Origin of the sequence: Bacillus salipaludis (assembly GCF_030938565.1) — a bacterium.
Classification (GTDB): Bacteria; Bacillota; Bacilli; order Bacillales; family Cytobacillaceae; genus Neobacillus; species Neobacillus salipaludis_A.
This window is the reverse complement of record NZ_JAVGVR010000001.1, coordinates 94,161-112,840: the sequence shown is the minus strand read 5'-3', so window position 1 is coordinate 112,840 and position 18,680 is coordinate 94,161. Positions and strand designations below refer to the sequence as shown.

Sequence of the window (18,680 nt, the reverse complement as noted above, 5' to 3'; positions counted from 1 at the left end):
AATGAATTATCGTGAACTAGGGAATACCGGAATAATGATAAGTGAAGTCAGTTTTGGAACATGGGCCATCGGCGGTGCATGGGGAAAGACCGATGATACAGGAGCGTTGAAGTCTTTAGATTATGCGATTGGACAAGGTGTTAATTTCTTTGATACGGCCGATGTATATGGGGACGGCCACAGTGAGGAATTATTGGCTAAGGCTGCAAAAGGCAAGCAAGACCAGATTTATATCGCTACGAAATTCTGCCGGCAGGGAGATATTTTTGACCCGCAAAATTACAGCTATGAAAAAGTCAGTTCTTATTGTGAAGACAGTCTCCGCCGCTTGAACAGAGAAGCAATTGATTTATATCAAATCCATTGCCCTGCTACTGAGATTTTGAAAGATGGCCAAGTATTTGAAGTGCTTGACCGCCTGCAGCGTGAAGGGAAAATCCGCCACTACGGGGTCAGTGTGGAAACGGTGGAAGAAGGGCTGATTTGTTTGGAACACCCGAATGTGAAAAGCCTGCAAATCATCTTTAATATGTTCCGCCAAAAACCGCTGGAAAAATTAATTCCGGAAGCCTATCAAAAAGGGGTAGGATTGCTCATCCGATTGCCGCTTGCGAGCGGACTGCTGACTGGTAAATTTACCGCAGATCACGTGTTTGAAGCGGATGATCATCGCCGTTTCAATGAAAATGGCGAGGCATTTAATGTTGGGGAAACGTTTGCCGGTTTGGGTTTCAGCAAGGGTGTGGAATTGGCTGACCAGCTTAAGTGGATTGCTGTGGGCAGAAAGTCTATGGCCAGTGCCGCACTGCGCTGGATTTTAGATCAAAAAGAAATTACTTGTATTATTCCAGGTTTTAAAAATATCAAACAGGTTGAGGATAATCTAACAGCACTAGAGACAAAAGCATTCTCAGAAGAAGAAAAGCAAGTAATTGAACGCTTTTATCAGGAATCAGTAAAGGATTTCATCAGAGGCCCTTATTAAGAATGGAGAGATTCCAATGGGGGAAAAAAGTTTAATGAATGAAGTACCTGTACCGCAAAAGGCAGTTGCCATTACGTTTGATGATGGTCCTAATCCCATTTATACTCCACAAGTGTTAGAGATTTTTTCGAACGCAGAAGGTAAAGCGACATTTTTTATGATCGGTGAGCAAATCATTGCAAATCCTGCCATTGTTAAACAGGTTTGGGAACGAGGGCATGAAATTGGGAATCATACTTACAGTCACCCTAAGTTAACTGAATTAAGCCCGGCAGAATGTCTAAAGGAAATCGAACGGACAGAGAAATTAATCGAGGATTTGGCAGGCCAAAAGCCCGTCGTCTTTCGCCCGCCTTACCTTGATTACCATGATGAAACGGTTTCTATTTTGGAGCAAAAGGGTTACCCCATGATTGGTGCTCTTAATCTGGAGGCCCAGGACTGGGACATGCCCGGGGTTGAGCATATTCTGGAAAAAACAAGAGACTGTGTGAAAAATGGCAGTATCCTTCTTTTTCATGATGGTTATGGAGACCGCTCACAAACAATAGAAGCGGTAGGGACGCTTGTTTCTGAATTAACCGCCCAAGGCTACAAACTTGTCACCGTAAGCGAACTATTAAAGTTGTCAGATTTAAAATAAAAAAAGGAAGCGTAATTAAAGTGATTACGCTTCCTCAGATTGTCGAAAAGGGTATTTTTCTCGGCAATTTTTATTTTGTCAGAATCTAAGCTATCGCTTTTTCATTAAATATTTGTACCTGCTACTGGCCCGTTGATTTCCGCTCCGGGTGCTTCGCTTTCCGCGGGCGTGCCGGGGAGCCTCCTCGTCGCTTCGCTCCTGCGGGGTCTCCCCTGCCCCGTACTCCCGCAGGAGTCTTCGCACCCTCCGCTCCAATCAACAGGGTGAGAATCAACCAAATGTATTGCCACACACCTTTTTCTAGCCTGGCTAAGAGTGAGACAATATTTTTTAAATTTGGCAGGCTGCAGATAGGAGAGTCTGTGCACTTATATTCATTCGATCCCCGTAACCGCCAGTAGCGAAGCATGCAGCTCTTTTGAGTGAGCGAAGCTTCGCTCACTTTTTTCCTTTCTAAATTCATAAAGAAATTTACCGATTTTATACAAACGATTTAACCTAACTAATCGTCGTGAACGTGAAAAAAGCAAGAAAGCGAGAACAATCAGGGGCTCATAGTGCCCGTAAATATGAAAAAAGCAAGAAATCGTGAACAATCAGGGGCTCAAAGTGCCCATGAACGTGAAAAAAGCAAGAAATCAGGAACAATCAAGGGTTCATAGTTCCCACAATGATGTGAAACCGAATTATGGAATTTAAACCTGAAAACCAAAGGCAGACAATGTTCATTTTAATTTCTTTATCAAGTTGTCTTTCAGAACAAATTCCAATTAGATACTCAATGAACATCATTTTAAAAAGAAGGAGGGGATTGGAGGTAGGACGTTATCCTCGCTATAAAAAGGATGAACTTTTTCTAAAAGAAATGAAAAATCTATATATTTGTCAATTAAACACAGAAGGTGATCGTCCGGAACTAGTTCATCAATAGACACAAATCCATAATTAATTTGGTTAAACTCTTTTGGCTTAAACATTAATTTCAACACTTATATTTATTTTATTAGTTTAGAGGAGGTCTTAAATTAATACCGCAGAGTTGATTGGAGCGGAAGGCGCGAAGACTCCTGCGGGAGTACGGGGCAGGGGAGACCCGCAGGAGTGAAGCGACGAGGAGGCTCCCCGGCACGCCCGCGGAAAGCGAAGCGCCTGGAGCGAAAATCAACGGACCTGTTGAAAAGCATATATATTAATAATACTATAACGATTTAACGCGTTTAATTATTAAAGTAGGAGAATACAATAAAAGGCTATCGAAAGTTTTTCGACAGCCTGAGGAAGCATAATTAAACGGATTACGCTTCCTTCTGCTTCTTTTCAATTCTTTGGAATGCTAGATAGCAGGATGACATAATGATCGCTGCCGAGATACTTCCGCCAAAGAAGAATAACAGTCCAGGCAGTACTTTCATAACAAAGATGGCCGCTGCAACTCCCAGCAGCATGACAAGATTGGAAATAGGATTAACCAGCATGATTAAGAACGCATTTTTAAATAGCTGGATAAACTTAACCTCATAGTGAACATAAACAGGGAAAATATACAAAACGGTCATGATGATCGCAATAATAATTAAATATAAAGGAATGTGAGTTAGTTGCAGCAGATTACTTTGACCGATTTTCATGTAAGATAAATCAATATAAATAATGCCCGTCAATAAAAGGAAAATGACTCCTATTAAATTACTTTTTAAAAATTCTTTTTTATAGGCATCCCAAAAGGTTCGAAACACCGGTATGTCGCTCTCCCCCATCGTCCATTTACGTAAAACGGTAAACATAGCGACAGTCGCAGGAAAAAAACCAAAAACTACTAATCCAAGAAAAGAAAGGCCTATCCAAAGCAAGTTGACATATGCAAACTTCGTGATCCACTCAGTAAAGGCATAAAGACCATTTATTGATCGTTTTTTCATAAACCTTCCTCCGCTATTTCATGACTTATTTTTCGGATTATTCAATTATATCCCATTGTATTAATCTTGGTAAACTTTTAAAATATAATTATTCTAAAAAAATATTAAAGATTCCACAATAATCAGGCAGGGTAAAGAACCAAACTACCTTATGATCCAAAAGGAAGATGGTAAATGTTTTCAAGATTAAATAAATGGAACACATTAAGAAATCAAATTCTAGTCGTATTTTTAGTTGTCATGGCGATTGTTTTATTGATTGTCGGCATTTTAACGTTTAATCAAGTGTCGGCCATGCTGAAAAAGAATGCAGAGAAACAAATCTATCAGACAGCAGTTGAAACAAATGGCAGAATGGAGTCTTTATATAAACAAATTGGCACGGCCTCTAAACTGGTCATGACAAATAATAATATTCAAAAAACGTTGACAAAAGGATATAGGGGAGAACGAGTTAGTTTTGGGGAGCGTCAGCAATTAGATGGGATTGTTAACACCATCCAAGCCAATACGGATGGAATTTTTTCATTTGAGCTTTATACGAAAAATTTGCACCGGTTACTTCCATTAGGTGATACCAGTTTAATCACCAGAATTAATGAAAAGTGGATCGAAAAGGCTGAGAAAGCAAATGGGCGGCTCGTTTGGATCGGTGATGATCCTCTTAACTCCGATAATATATTAGCCATACGGCGGGTAAATTTAATGAACCAGCACTATGCGAATGGCGGCTACCTTCTTATTAGTACGTATAAAAGCTATTTCCAGTTGACAAACCAAAATGAAAAAAAATATAAAAATCAGTATTCTATTTTATTGGATAGTGATTTAAAGCCTATTCTATCAAACTATAATCAATCACTTGAACCAATCATAAAGAATGATAAACCTGTCATAACGCTCTACAACCAGAATTATATGGTAACAAAACAAACCTCTGATGAAACTGGATGGACACTGATTATTCTTACCCCAATTAACGCCCTTACAGAAGGCATTAGTGTATTACGTATGGGCATTATGATTTCCGGTATTATTGGATTTATTATCTTTCTTATCAGTTCATTATTCCTATCCACTTTTATTACGAGACCCATTATCAAATTAACCAAGACCATGCAGCAGGCAAGCGCGGGTTCTTTAGCAATGAACCCTAATGTTACGACTATTAATGAAATAAAAGAATTAAATAGTACCTATAATCAACTCGTTAAAGAAACGAATCATCTGATAAAAATGGTCTACGAAAAGGAAATTACCCGGAGCCGCAGCGAGCTAAAAGCGCTGCAGGCACAAATTAATCCGCATTTTCTATTCAATACACTTGATGCACTTAGATGGTCGCTGGAGGATAAAGATGAGGAAGAACTCGCTGAGCTTGTTATCGCCATGTCAAATCTATTCCGTTATACCATCACCAAGCAAACGAATGGAGATTGGGTAACCATAAAGGAAGAAATGAACCATATCAAAGAGTATATGGAAATCATAAAAATGCGATTCGGTCATCATTTAAAATGGAATCTAACCTTGCCGCCTGAATGGGAGCATGTCAATATCCCCAAACTGCTGATTCAACCTCTAGTAGAGAATGCAGTGCTGCACGGGGCGGGGAATACAGTAAAGCCATGCACCATTTCCGTATCGATTCAACCTACGGCAGATACGCAGTACCTGCAAATCACTGTACGAGATGACGGTCCGGGGATAGACATGGGAAAATTGGAATCTATTAAACAAGCGATGAAAACCGGAGGGATTACCGCTATCAATAAAGGCCACGGAATGGCTATTTCGAACGTACACAAACGGCTGGAATTATACTATCAAAATCGTTTAAAAAGAGGACTAACCATTAATAGTGAGGTAAACGTTGGGACAACCGTTTCTTTTGTTATACCTGTAATGGGGGAGGAGCAACCATGCTGAATACGAAAACCATTTTGATCGTAGATGATGAACCAAGAACCCGCCAAGGGCTAAAGAAAACATTGGATGCTTGGGCAGATGGAAAATATCAGATCTTTACAGCTGCAAATGGAGAAGAAGCGATTGGTCTTATGCAAAAACAAAAGGTCCATATTCTCATAACGGATATCCGGATGCCGGAAATAACAGGCCTGCAATTATTAAAAATGGCAAAAGAGCAAAATATCTTCCCCGTTATGATTGTCATTTCGGCATACTCTGAGTTTGAGTATGCCCAGGAGGCCCTTCGATTAGGTGTGATTAACTATTTGCTAAAGCCAATTAGCAAAAAGGCTTTAATCGAAGCTGTAGAAGATGCCCTGCAGGCTGTTGAAAAACAAGAGCGGGCAGGAATGATGGAAAAAGTGGTCGATAAGAAACTTGTTGATGCCAGTACTCAAAATCCTTTGGATCGTGGACCGATCAGAGAGGCAATGGATTATATCAACAAGAATATTAAGAATGAACTAACCCAGAAAGAAGTGGCCGATCATGTTCATTTAAACCCAAGTTATCTTAGTGTCTTATTTAAAGAACATGTCAAGCTAAACTTTAGTGAATATGTAACCAGAAGGAGAATTCAACGGGCGAAGGAATTATTAATTACTACTAATTTTCCAATAAATGATATCGCAGAAGAATCAGGGTACAAAACCGCGAAATATTTTATTAAGATATTCAAAGAATTAGAAGGAATGACACCAAGTGCATACCGGAAAAACCAACAATGAAAGGGTTTTCTAAAAATAGTAGTATTTTTCCTAATCGTAGTGACCTATTTTTCTGAACTATCTGAATGTATTCTATAAATATAACCAAATATTAAAAAAGGTCATAGGGGGAATCATATTGTTTAAAAAGAAAACGGTTGCAATCTTAATGTCTGTAATCATGCTTATCTCTCTAGTAATAGCAGGTTGTTCTTCCACAAGTTCGAGTGAGGAAAGCAGCGCTGATGGCAAAAAAGTGATCAAATTTATGCATTTATGGCCTGAAGGCAGTTCCAATGCCCAGTTCTCCATCGTCAAAGATATCATTGGAGACTATGAAAAGGAACATAAGGATATAAAAATTGAAACAGAAATCCTCAATCCGGACCAGTACAGAGAAAAACTTAAGGTTCTAGCCTCTTCCAATGAACTTCCTGATATTGGTATGACTTGGTCAGATGGGTTCATTAAACCATACGTGGACGGCGGCATGTTAGCGCCATTGGACGATGTAGTTGATCAAAACCCGGATCTTAAAGATGCGTTTATTCCCGGTGTAAAAGAATCCTATGCAGTTGATGGAAAAACGTATGGTCTTCCACTAGAGTTAAACATTTCCTATGTTTTCTACAATAAGGAAATCTTTAAAAAGTACAACCTTGAAGTTCCAAAAACCTTTGAAGAATACAAAAACGTTGTTAAAACTTTAGCAGATCATGGAGTGATCCCTGCAACTGTAGGAGCAAAAGACGGCTGGCCGGCATCATTCTGGTTTATGTATCTTGCAGACCGTATCGGCGGACCTACTATTCTGACAGATGTTATCCATGGAAAAGCAAAAATGGATGATCCAGCCATTATAAAAGCAGCACAAGAAGTACAAAATCTTGTAGATATGGGCGGCTTTGAAAAGGGTGCCAGCGCTTTATCAAATGATGATGCAAAAGGATTCTTCATGAATGAAAAAGCGGCTATGTTCTTAACAGCTACTTGGGAACTGCCAAACTATACAACAAGCCCTGATGTTAAAAAAGAATTTAAAAATAAGATTGGTTATTTTAAGTTCCCAGTTTATGAAGGTGGTAAAGGCACTGATATCAACAGTTATGTTGGCGGCCCTGGTGTAGGTTTATTCGTAGCAAAAGATTCTAAAGTTCAAAAAGAAGCAAAAGATTTTGTTGGTTACTTTGTGAAGAAATGGGGAGAAAAGTCTGTAACGGATGCAGGTGTTATCCCTGCAACGAAAGTAGACACAGCAAACTTGGATCTTGATCCAATGTATATTCATATTTTGAAAGATTTGAGTGAAGCATCGAATGTTACCACTTATTTTGATACTCAATCCAGCCCTGCTGTATCGGAATTACACCATGATTTAGTTACAGCTTTATTTGGAAAACAAGTTACGCCAAAAGATTTTGTTAAGCAGCAGGCAGATGAACTTGCTAAGGAGCAAAAGAAGTAAAATTTAAGTATAGAGGGCATACAGGATATGCCCTCTATCATTTTAACCGCTTTTCAATCAGAAGGGAGTATAGAAAATGAAAAGTGTAATGTCAAACAAATGGGTAATCAGCCTTTACGTACTTCCTGCGTTACTTCTTATTTTATTATTGATTTATATTCCAATTGTTTTAACTGGTTATTATGGGTTAATGGACTGGAACGGCATCGGTAAGATGAAGTTCATTGGCTTAGACAATTACATGGAGTTAGTCAAGGACAAATTGTTCTGGCAAAGTACGTGGCATTCCTTGTTATTAGGTGCTTTCTCTGCATTGAGCCTGGTTGGTTATTTAATTTTATCGCTGATTTTGGCAAGTAAGATAAAAGGAGCTAACATTCTAAGAAAAATCTATTTGATTCCAATGTTATTATCATCGGTTGCGATTGGTCAGCTTTGGGCCAAGATCTTTGATCCTTCAAACGGTATGATCAATCGATTGTTAATCCTTTTTGGTGTTGATAACCCGCCTGTATGGTTAGCTGATTCAAACATTGTATTATATGCGCTGTTCTTCCCAATCGTTTGGCAATACGCAGGCTTTTATATCATCATTTTCTATGCTGCATTAAAAAATGTTCCAGAAGAACTAGTGGAAGCGGCGAAAATTGATGGAGCCACTCCGATTCAAATTGCTTATAAAATTAAATTGCCGCTTATTTCAGGTGTTATAAAAGTTATGGTGATTTTAGCGATTGTCGGTTCTTTAAAGTATTTCGATTTGATTTTTGTCTTAACTGGCGGCGGTCCGAACCATGCGAGTGAGGTTATGGCCTCCTATATGTATACAGAAGCATTTAGCAAATACCACTTCGGATACGGAAGTGCGATTGGATTTGGTTTATTGATCATTTGTCTTCTGATGACCTGGCTGATTCAAAAATTACTGTCTTCTAAAGATGTGGAATTTTAACAAAGTGGAGTGGAAAAGAATGAGTAGAGCAGCAATTGAAACCAAAGCCAATACGACCCTGTCAGCTTCTTATAAAACTAGTAAATCACTCGGAAATAGAATTGGATTTGGAATACTATATGTTATTCTCGGAGTCATTGCGATTGTTCAAGTTTACCCGTTAGTGTGGCTATTCCTGTTTTCCTTGAAAACCAATCAAGAGGTTTTTGGCATGTCTCCGTTCTCACTGCCGCATAATCCTCAGTGGGGCAACTATGCCAAGGCTTGGACAGCAGGTCACATTGATGTTTACTTTTTTAATAGTGTGTTGTACACCGTTATCGCTGTCGTACTAACCGTTATTCTTGCGAGCTTTGTTACGTTTGCGATTACAAGAATGTACTGGAAGTGGAGTGGAATCGTTCTTGGGTTGTTTATGGCAGGGTATATGATTCCTCTTCATTCAACCTTGATTCCATTATTCAACATATTTAAATCGACAAACCTCATTGATAATCCAGTTTCCGTGATTTTATCTTATGTAGCATTTAATTTACCCATTACGATTATGATCTTGGCAGGATTTTATCGAACGATTCCGCGGGAGATTGAAGAAGCAGCCGTAATGGATGGGTGTTCGGTCCACAGGATCTTCTTCCAAATCACATTGCCAATGACAATACCTGTACTTTCAACAACTGTTATTATTAACATGATTTATAACTGGAATGAATTTGTTTTTGTGAATACATTCCTTAGTTCTGATAAATGGAAAACCATTACGGTTGGCGTCAACAACTTTGTTGGCCAGTATTTAACGGATTGGGGAGCAATTGGGGCGACCCTTATGATTAGTATTATCCCGGTATTAATTGCTTACTTTATTCTTAGTGATCGAATCGTCGAAGGGATTGCATCAGGATCGGTAAAAGGATAAGAAAAAAGCTGACTCGAGTGACAGTTCAAAACCTTCGAGTCAGCTTTTTTTTGCTGATCAATAGCAATTGAAATGATCTTTTTAACAGCTCAAGCTGAACGTCGAAGGATGTTGAATTTTGTATTTTTATTTTATGATATTTTAGACTTAAACTTTGTTTATCTAGTAGACAAACCATATAATTGGGTTTAGAATAAATATGTAAATTCAGAATAGTTTGAAAGGTGGATGCAAAAATATAAGGATAGCTAAGGTTGCGGTCACTGCATGCAAGCATCATACTTCAAGCAAAAATGAAGGAATGAAATGCAACTGAAAAGCTAATGGACAAAATAATTAGAATAAGCATTTTTTGTTCTATACTTAGTTTGTTAATTATATAAACTAAGTTGGTGGTCCTAGTAGACAACCATTTTGTTTTGATTGTATTGAAAACGTCTTCAAAAGGAATCTCTCAGGTTAATGGAGGCCCTTCGTTAATCTGGTGGATATAAATTAAAAGGGGGATGAATATATGAGTAAGCGTAAAAAAACCTTGTCCGTGCTACTCACTGCCGGCCTTGGTCTTAGCTTATTTAGTAGTTTACCAGCTCAGGCAGCCAACAGTGCAGCAGGAACAAAACCAAATCCGGTTCAGGCACCTAATGTTTTAGCGAAACAGCCCATTTATCTGGACAAATCTTACTCTTTCCAAGAAAGAGCTGCGGACTTAGTTTCCCGCATGACGCTGGAGGAGAAGGCCTCCCAGATGAATAGCAGCTCAGCACCCGCTATACCAAGACTTGGTGTTAAAGCCTATGGCTGGTGGAACGAGGCACTTCATGGGGTAGCCCGTACCCAATACAATCCAACTGGTAACGCGACACTATTGAATAACACAACCTCCTATCCTATCGACCTTTCACTTGGTTCTACATGGGATCCGCAGCTAATGTATAAGGAAGCTGGGATGATTTCAGATGAGGCCCGTGAAGTGGCGCCGGAGAACACTCAGGATCTCGATTACTGGTCACCAACCATCAATTTGGCCCGCGACCCGCGCTGGGGAAGAAATGATGAATCATACGGAGAAGATCCATTCTTGACAACACAAATCGCTTCTCAGTTTGTTAACGGTATGGAAGGTAAGGACATGAATGGAAAGCTGCTGCCTGAGGGCGACGGCTATCTCAAAACAGTAACTACAATAAAGCATTATGTAGCGAACAATAGTGAAGTCAACCGTTTAAACGGTTCATCAAATGTAGATGAACGTTCACTAAGAGAGTATTTTTCTGCACCTTTTAAAGGGGTTGTACAGAAAGCCAATGTTAGTTCAGTCATGACTTCTTATAATAGCATTAACGGAGTACCAGGATCAGCCAATGTTCATACAATGGACACGCTCCTTCGTCAAACGTTTGGTTTCTCCGGTTATGAGACTTCTGACTGTGACGCCGTTTTTGAAGTTTCAAATCCTGGCGGCCACAACTGGACTCCGCCAGGATGGACGCGTCCTGTAAATCAGATAGAAAGAACAGCTTTTTCGATAGGAGCAGGTGAAGATCTTAACTGTAACGCAGGCTACAGTGATGGATACAGCTTTGGTAACACTGTACCGGCAGCTATTTCACAAAAAATTGTCACTCCGACTGGCACATTCTCAGAAAACGATGTTGATACAGCCTTAATCCGTCTCTTTACTGCTCGGATGCAGCTTGGAGAGTTTGATAATCCAAATAGTGTTCCATGGGTTAAAGAAGCGCGTAAGAATGTTCCAGAAGGTACTTGGACCAATAGTAATGATAATAACGCCATTACTCAGACGAAAGAAAGATTGGACATGGCCCGTAAAGTAGCTGCTAACTCTTTAGTTCTGTTGAAAAATAATGAAACCACACAGAAAGACGGTAGCAAAGGAAAGCTTCTTCCTCTAAAGGTTCCAGCGTCCGGCAGTTTCAAGGTTGCTGTGGTAGGCTATTTTGCCAATCCTGACAACATGTATCTTGGCGGGTATTCAAGTAATCAAGGCAGTGCCGGTGTTGCCAAATTTGTAAATGCTTATAATGGTATCAAAAATGCTGTAACAGCTGTTAACCCTAATGCTGAAGTTACCTACTATAAGGGCTTTACTGATCAAGGGACGACAGCTAAAGACCTCAAAACAGTAGATCCAGCCGCTGTTGAGGCTGCAAAAAATGCTGATGTTGTGATTGTATATACTGGAACGGACAACAGTACTGCAGACGAAGCCGGAGACCGTCACGACCTCGCTCTTCCTGGAGCACAGGCTTCTTTAATTGATCAAGTTGCTAAGGCGAACCCAAATACAATTGCTGTTATGGAAACAATTGGCCAAGTAGAAGTGAATTCATTTGATCAGGATATTTCTGCAATGATTTGGAGCTCTTATAACGGCGAGCGCAAAGGTGAAGGTCTGGCGGATGTTCTTTTAGGCAACCATAATCCAAGCGGACATTTACCATTCACATGGTATCAAAGCAGTTCACAACTTCCAGCGATCACTGATTATACATTAAGACCTACAGGAGATAATCCTGGCCGGACTTATATGTATTTTAACGGTCCGATTTCCTATCCATTTGGACATGGTCTAAGTTATTCAACCTTTAAGTATTCAAATCTTGATATTAGCAAGAAAAATCTTCAGGCTAATGACACATTTGATGTAAGTGTTGATGTTACGAATAGTGGAAAGACAAAAGGTGATGAGGTTGTTCAGCTTTATGTGAACACACCTGACGCGGCACCGGAACTACAGCGTCCAAACAAGCGTCTGGAAGGATTCCAGAAGGTTTCATTGAATCCTGGAGAAACAAAGACTGTTACCATGACTGTTAAAGTTCCTGATCTTGCTTTCTTTGATGAAGCACAGAATAAATATGTAGTAGACCAAGGCCGTTATGGTATTCAGATTGGTACATCAAGTGCTGATGCTGATATCCAGCAGCAAGGGTTCATAAAGGTACATGGAGACTTGAAGCCTGAACTAAGTGTTGTTACCGTGAAGCCTGTTCAGGAAGGTGACAAAGAGGCGGATGTTCCTAGCCGCGTGATGTATGACAAAGGTAAAGTAGTCATTCCTCAAGTTACTGTATCTATGAACGATGATAGTCTATATGGATACATTTACAAGAATAATAGCAAATCATTACCTGAAGGATTGAATATCAAATACAGCAGTAACCGTCCCGATGTAGTTTCCGTTGATGATGGCGTAATCAGAACGATTAAAGGTGGTGCAGCTACCATTACTGCTACTGCAAGCTATCATGGCGTTAAAAAGTCCACTCAATTTGTTGTGTATGTTAAGCAAGGAGAATTAGATGGAATTAATGTGGATGGTAAACCGTTAGCTGGATTTTCCGGTAATCAATACAACTACTCCGTACAAGTAGCGGATGGCACGAATACTGTTCCGCAAATTTCAGCCATCAGTCATGATTCCGATGTGAAAGTAACAGTAACCCAGGCAACTTCCATTTCCGGTACGGCGACAATCGTTACTAAGCAGGGTGATGTTACACAAACCTATAAAATCGGCTTCGGACGTGCTCCGGTTTCCGCTGATTTTAAGTCTGATACACTTGGTAACCAGTGGTCGATCTTAAATGAAGATAAAAATAATTACAGCTTGACAACTGATGGTTTGAAAATCGCAACACAGCCAGGCAATATTGCCGATGGATCGATTAAAAATATGTTCCTTCAGCAGGCTGCAGGCGATTGGCAATATGAAACGAAAATCAATCTATCAGCCAAACCTACAGGCACTCAAGAGGTTGGACTTGGAGTATATGATGATCAGAATAATTATATCAAGGTAACCTACGGAACATCCTATTCAGGCCAGCAATCTCTCAATCTCATCAGGTCTATCGATGGAGGCGAGATGTTGTTTAAAACACAAAATCTAAGTGCAACAAATCTTTATTTACGTATTGTTAAGGCAGGCAGCCAATATACTGCGTATTATTCTACTGATGGTTCTACTTTTAGATTGCTGAATACGGCACCGATATCAATGGCAAATCCAAAGATCGGTATAATCGCTACGAATGGAACAGCAAACGCAGCTGCTCCTATCAATGCAGTATTCTCATATCTTAAAAACTATTAATACGCAGGTAAACTAGCATTAACTTCGATGAATCAGCTATTGGCAGAGATTTCTGCCAATGCTGATTCATTTAAATCCATATGGAAAACCAGGCAGTTGAGGTGCTATCAAAATGTCTAATCAAAAAAAAGGTTCTAATCCTTCTTCTGCGAAGTTCATATTTTGGGTGGTCAGTTTTGTTGCAGTCATGACAATTGGCTTTATCTTTTTAGCTCCTCATAAAAGTCAAAGTACAACAAGTCCAAAAGTTGAGTCTAATACTGGAAAAAGTTCAGCAAAGATTGATTATACACATGAGCCTTTTATGGGAAAAAGTTCAGCACCTGTTTCGATTATTGAGTTTGGAGATTATAAATGTCCAGCCTGTAAAAATCTTAACGAAAAGGTCATCCCAACCATTAAACAAGAGCTAGTAGCTACGGGTAAGGCAAAGTTATACTTTATGAATTATTCATTTATTTATACTGATTCAGAACGTTCGGCAAAGTTTGCCGAGTCTGTTTATGCCGTACTGGGAAATAAGGCATTTTGGAAATTTCATGATCTTCTTTATCAAAAACAACCTGACAGCCAATATGAAAAAATGGATATTTATACTGAAAAATTTCTTACGGACACATTAAAAAAAGTTGTCAGTGAGGCCGATGTAAAAAAGGTTGTTGAATATTTTGATGCGAATAAAGCGGATGCTGCTTGGCAAAAGGATATGGATCTTGTGAAGCAACTGAATGTAAATGGGACTCCTACGATTTTTGTTAATGGTAAATTGGCAAAGACAATGGATGATTTGAAAAACATGGTAGACAAGGCAGCAAAGGAGAAATGAGACCCGCATACAAGGTAGAGGAGAAGAAACGAATAGCGGTGATTGTTGGTTCACAATGAAAGATGGGGAAGAAGGGTATAAACATTTTGTTAACTTAGTTTATCTAATGGACAAACTAATGGTGTGATGGTATATTGGTTTTGTAAGGAACAAAAGTAAAATTAAGGGGGCAACATAATGAAGAAGTGGAAAGGTATTATTGCCAGCTTACTAGTCGTTTTGTTAGTTGGAATGCTTGCGGCATGCGGCGGACAGGATCTGGCCAGCAAGAATGTAAGCGATAACAAGGCTGACGGTAAAAAGAGCGGAAAACTCAAAATTGGTTTATCTGTTTCAGACTTAACACTAGAAAGATGGCAGCATGACAGAGACATCTTTGTAGACAAAGCCAAATCACTTGGGGCAGATGTTTTAGTACAATCAGCGAATGGTGATGAAGCGAAGCAATTATCACAAATTCAAAATATGCTTTCACAAGGCATTGATGCCCTTGTTATCATTGCAATCAACTCTGATTCATTATCCCCAGTGGTTGAGCAAGCGAAAAAGGAAGGCATTCCTGTTTTAGCCTATGACCGCTTAATTAATAACGCTGATGTGGATGCATATGTATCCTTTGATAATGTTCGTGTAGGAGAAATGCAAGCTGAAGCCATTGTGAAATCAGTACCAAAAGGCAACTACTTCCTTCTAGGCGGATCACCAACAGACAACAACGCTAAAATGTTTAGACAAGGTCAAATGAATGTGATTCAGCCACTAGTGGATAAAGGTGATATTAAAGTGATTGGAGACCAATGGGCAAAAGATTGGGATGCCAATGAAGCTATGAAAATTATTGAAAATGGTTTAACCGCTAATAAGAATAAAATTGATGCAATTGTAGCATCAAACGATAGCACTGCTGGCGGTGCCATCCAAGCGTTAGCAGGACAACATTTAGATGGAAAAGTTGCAATTTCCGGACAAGATGCTGACTTGGCAGCTGTTCAACGGATCGTTGAAGGTAAGCAAACCATGACTGTGTACAAACCAATTAAGACGATTGCTTCGAAGAGTGCAGAAGTAGCCGTACAACTTGCCAAAGGTGAAAAAGTTCAGGCAGATAGTACTGTAAACAATGGAAAGATGGATGTTCCATTTATCAAGCTTGATCCAATCATGGTAAACAAAGATAACGTTATGGATACAATCATTAAAGATAATTTCCATCCTTATGATGATGTTTACAAAAACGTTCCAGCAAGTGAACGCCCAGCTAAACAATAACTGGTGAAAATTGAAGATAGGGGGCTATTATCCCCTTCTTCTTTTTTTAGAATGACAGAATGGCAGAATAAAAGTTTAAATGAATGAAAGAAACCCGGCGTCTTTTTATGATGTCCGACAATAGGCCGTCATAACGGTTTGAGTGAAGTCCAGCCTAAAAAAGATTTTTAATAAGGCGTTTTGCTTTATTGGGGAGGTACAAAGTATGGAAGCTTTTGCACTGCAAATGCAAGGCATTACGAAAGAGTTTCCCGGAGTTAAAGCGTTAGATAATGTAACATTTTCAGTGCGCAAGGGAGAGATTCATGCCTTATGTGGTGAAAATGGTGCAGGAAAGTCTACCTTAATGAAGGTATTAAGTGGTGTATATCCCAGTGGTTCTTACAGCGGTCAAATTTTGATTAATGGGAAGGAGGTTTCGTTCAAATCGATTAAGGAGTCACAGATTGCTGGTGTTTCGATTATCTATCAGGAACTGGCGCTAGTAGGAGAAATGTCAGTAGCGGAAAATATCTTCCTAAGTCATGATCTAATGAGAAGTAAAGTAATAGACTGGAATAAGATTAATACCGAAGCACAGAAATGGCTGAAATATATTGGTTTGGATATTGACCCTGAAACGAAGGTTAATCAACTGACCGTTGGAAAACAACAATTGATTGAAATCACAAAAGCATTGACACATCATACGGATATTTTGATTTTAGACGAACCGACCGCTGCACTGACCGAGAGTGATGTTGAAATTTTAAAAGGAATTTTAATGGATCTAAGGTCTAAAGGTGTTACCTGTATTTATATCTCTCATAAGCTTGGTGAGGTAATGGCATTAGCTGATAGTGTAACCATCCTTCGTGATGGTCGTACAATTGGAACCTATCCAATTTCAGAAATGAATGAAGACAAGATTATCGAAAAAATGGTTGGCAGAGAACTCACTGAATTATTTCCTTATGAACCAAGGAAAATTGGTGAAAACGTCTTGGAAGTGGAAAACTATTCTTTTTATGACAAAAAAGCAAATAAAATGATTGTTAAAAATGCTTCATTTAACTTGAAAAAAGGTGAAATACTTGGATTTTCAGGGTTAATGGGAGCTGGCCGTACAGAGCTGTTCATAAGTCTATTCGGTGGTCTTGAAGGCAAAAAGCAAGGCCAGGTAGTTATTGATGGGAAGGAAGTACATATTCAAAAACCAGCAGATGCTATAAAAGCAGGTTTGGCCTATGTTTCTGAAGATCGAAAAAAATATGGCCTTGTATTAGGGATGGATATTGCAAAGAATTCTACACTCGTCGCCCTTAATAAAGTAATTAAACTTAAAGTAATTGATGATGCCCTTGAGATTAAAAGAGCTGAAGAAATTACGAAAAAAATGAAGCTGAAAGCACCCAATCTTGAGGCAAAGGTTGGTCAATTGAGCGGGGGGAATCAGCAAAAAGTCGTTTTAAGCAAGTGGATCCTTAATGATCCCAAAATTCTCGTTTTAGACGAGCCAACCAGAGGCATTGATGTAGGAGCCAAATATGAAATTTACAAAATCATTAATGAATTGGCTGAGCAAGGAGTGGGAATTGTCATTGTTTCCTCGGAATTGCCGGAAGTACTTGGAATGTCAGACCGGGTCCTTGTCATGTCAGAAGGCGAGATAATGGGTGAATTCAGCCGTGTTGAAGCGACACAAGAAAAAATAATGGCATGTGCTACTGGAGGGAAAAAGCTATGAGCAGTCAGATCTCTACTTCTACTAAAATGAAACCGCAAGATAAAAGGGCAGTCAGCTTTAAATTTGATATACAATCTTATACATTAATTATCGCTCTGGTTTTTATTGCAATTATTTTTGGAGCTTTTACCGGCGGGGAGTTCCTATCATCTCGAAATCTTTCAAACTTATTTACACAAATGGCTGTTATGTCTGTTCTCGCTGTTGGGATGACACTTGTCATTGTTGCGGGGCATATTGATTTATCCGTTGGTTCCATTGTCGGTTTAACTGGGGGAATTGCGGCGATTTTACAAGTATGGAATGGCTGGAATACAGGAACCGTTATTATTGCGGCAATTGTGGTCGGAGCCATCATTGGTTTATGGCAAGGCTGGTGGGTTGCTTACCGCAATGTTCCTGCTTTCATTGTCACTTTAGGCGGTATGTTGATTTTTCGCGGAGTATTAATTGGTATCAGCAAGGGACAAACGATTGCCCCGCTAAGCCAGAGTTTTGGTCAAATTGGTAACAGCTTTTTGCCCTATGTTCTAGGATACATCCTTGCAATCATCGCTGTCGTTCTATTGTTTATTTCAAAAGTACGTTCAAGAGCAAAACGTCAATCTTTAGGTTTGTCCCTTTCACCATTGTTTATCGACTATGGAAAAATATCTGTTTACTCTATTTGTATATTATTTTTAACGTATATGCTTAATCGTTATTTGGGAATTCCTGTCCCAATGCTCATTGTCGTGATCTTAGCTGGAATTTTTCTATTTGTATCCCACAAGACATCCTTTGGCCGGTTCACCTATGCGATTGGCGGTAACGTTGAAGCCGCAGCTCTATCAGGGATTAATATTAAACGAACGATCTTATATGTATTTATTCTAATGGGTGCTTTGGCTGGTGTAGCTGGGGTTCTATTAACAAGCCGATTGAACGCTGCAACTGTAAGCGCAGGGACTTCCTATGAATTGGATGCCATCGCAGCTTGTGTAATTGGCGGTACAAGCTTGATGGGGGGAAAAGGGAAAATCGTTGGAGCCATTATTGGAGCCCTTATTATGACAAGTATTGATAATGGTATGAGTATGATGAATATTGAGGCATTTTGGCAGTACATCGTTAAAGGTTTGATCCTTATTTTTGCTGTATGGATGGACGTATCGAACCAGAAAAAATAATAGAGTATTTCG

At 39.4% G+C, this 18,680-nt stretch carries 13 protein-coding genes and 2 pseudogenes; 12 read left to right on the top strand and 3 right to left on the bottom strand.

What is annotated here, in order from left to right; all coding sequences use genetic code 11:
- Window position 1: 1 nt before the first annotated feature.
- Window positions 2-985, top strand: coding sequence for an aldo/keto reductase (locus tag RCG21_RS00515; RefSeq protein WP_308912686.1), 984 nt, complete (start codon window positions 2-4; stop codon window positions 983-985).
- Between the two features lie 16 nt (window positions 986-1,001).
- Window positions 1,002-1,628, top strand: a complete 627-nt coding sequence (locus RCG21_RS00510) for a polysaccharide deacetylase family protein (RefSeq protein ID WP_308912685.1) — start codon at window positions 1,002-1,004, stop codon at window positions 1,626-1,628.
- Between the two features lie 330 nt (window positions 1,629-1,958).
- Here RCG21_RS00510 and RCG21_RS33430 read toward each other — a convergent pair.
- The 3 genes and pseudogenes from RCG21_RS33430 to RCG21_RS00500 form a co-directional block, all read right to left on the bottom strand.
- A pseudogene (locus tag RCG21_RS33430) lies at window positions 1,959-2,131 on the bottom strand (IS5/IS1182 family transposase); the annotation flags it as partial.
- Window positions 2,132-2,276: 145 nt separating this feature from the next.
- Window positions 2,277-2,605: pseudogene (locus tag RCG21_RS33740) on the bottom strand (transposase).
- A 318-nt stretch (window positions 2,606-2,923) separates the two neighbouring features.
- Window positions 2,924-3,547: a YesL family protein gene (locus RCG21_RS00500; RefSeq protein ID WP_308912684.1), complete on the bottom strand. Its 624-nt coding sequence runs from the start codon at window positions 3,545-3,547 to the stop codon at window positions 2,924-2,926.
- A 174-nt stretch (window positions 3,548-3,721) separates the two neighbouring features.
- Between RCG21_RS00500 and RCG21_RS00495 the strand changes: the two genes are divergently transcribed.
- From RCG21_RS00495 to RCG21_RS00450, 10 genes are all read left to right on the top strand, one after another.
- A complete protein-coding gene (locus tag RCG21_RS00495; protein ID WP_308912683.1) occupies window positions 3,722-5,476 on the top strand; it encodes a sensor histidine kinase in 1,755 nt (584 codons plus the stop codon).
- A complete protein-coding gene (locus tag RCG21_RS00490) occupies window positions 5,470-6,246 on the top strand; it encodes a response regulator transcription factor (protein ID WP_372512539.1) in 777 nt (258 codons plus the stop codon). The genes RCG21_RS00495 and RCG21_RS00490 overlap by 7 nt, the downstream gene beginning before the upstream one ends.
- A gap of 148 nt (window positions 6,247-6,394) precedes the next feature.
- Window positions 6,395-7,690 carry an extracellular solute-binding protein gene (locus RCG21_RS00485; protein WP_308914228.1) on the top strand — a complete coding sequence of 432 codons (1,296 nt, stop codon included), beginning with the start codon at window positions 6,395-6,397 and terminating at the stop codon, window positions 7,688-7,690.
- A 76-nt stretch (window positions 7,691-7,766) separates the two neighbouring features.
- Complete coding sequence (locus RCG21_RS00480) at window positions 7,767-8,642, top strand: carbohydrate ABC transporter permease (protein ID WP_308912682.1); 876 nt, start codon at window positions 7,767-7,769, stop codon at window positions 8,640-8,642.
- A gap of 19 nt (window positions 8,643-8,661) precedes the next feature.
- Window positions 8,662-9,558, top strand: a complete 897-nt coding sequence (locus RCG21_RS00475) for a carbohydrate ABC transporter permease (protein WP_308912681.1) — start codon at window positions 8,662-8,664, stop codon at window positions 9,556-9,558.
- A 514-nt stretch (window positions 9,559-10,072) separates the two neighbouring features.
- Window positions 10,073-13,678, top strand: coding sequence for a glycoside hydrolase family 3 C-terminal domain-containing protein (locus tag RCG21_RS00470; protein ID WP_308912680.1), 3,606 nt, complete (start codon window positions 10,073-10,075; stop codon window positions 13,676-13,678).
- Window positions 13,679-13,790: 112 nt separating this feature from the next.
- On the top strand, window positions 13,791-14,504 hold the full coding sequence (locus RCG21_RS00465; RefSeq protein WP_308912679.1) for a DsbA family protein: 714 nt from the start codon (window positions 13,791-13,793) through the stop codon (window positions 14,502-14,504).
- Between the two features lie 177 nt (window positions 14,505-14,681).
- A complete protein-coding gene (gene xylF / locus RCG21_RS00460) occupies window positions 14,682-15,773 on the top strand; it encodes a D-xylose ABC transporter substrate-binding protein (RefSeq protein WP_308912678.1) in 1,092 nt (363 codons plus the stop codon).
- A gap of 205 nt (window positions 15,774-15,978) precedes the next feature.
- Window positions 15,979-17,499 (top strand): xylose ABC transporter ATP-binding protein, encoded by a 1,521-nt coding sequence (locus RCG21_RS00455; protein ID WP_308912677.1) that lies wholly within the window; start codon window positions 15,979-15,981, stop codon window positions 17,497-17,499.
- Window positions 17,496-18,668: a sugar ABC transporter permease gene (locus RCG21_RS00450; RefSeq protein ID WP_308912676.1), complete on the top strand. Its 1,173-nt coding sequence runs from the start codon at window positions 17,496-17,498 to the stop codon at window positions 18,666-18,668. Before RCG21_RS00455 ends, RCG21_RS00450 begins: the two co-directional genes overlap by 4 nt.
- The last annotated feature ends 12 nt before the right edge of the window (window positions 18,669-18,680 follow it).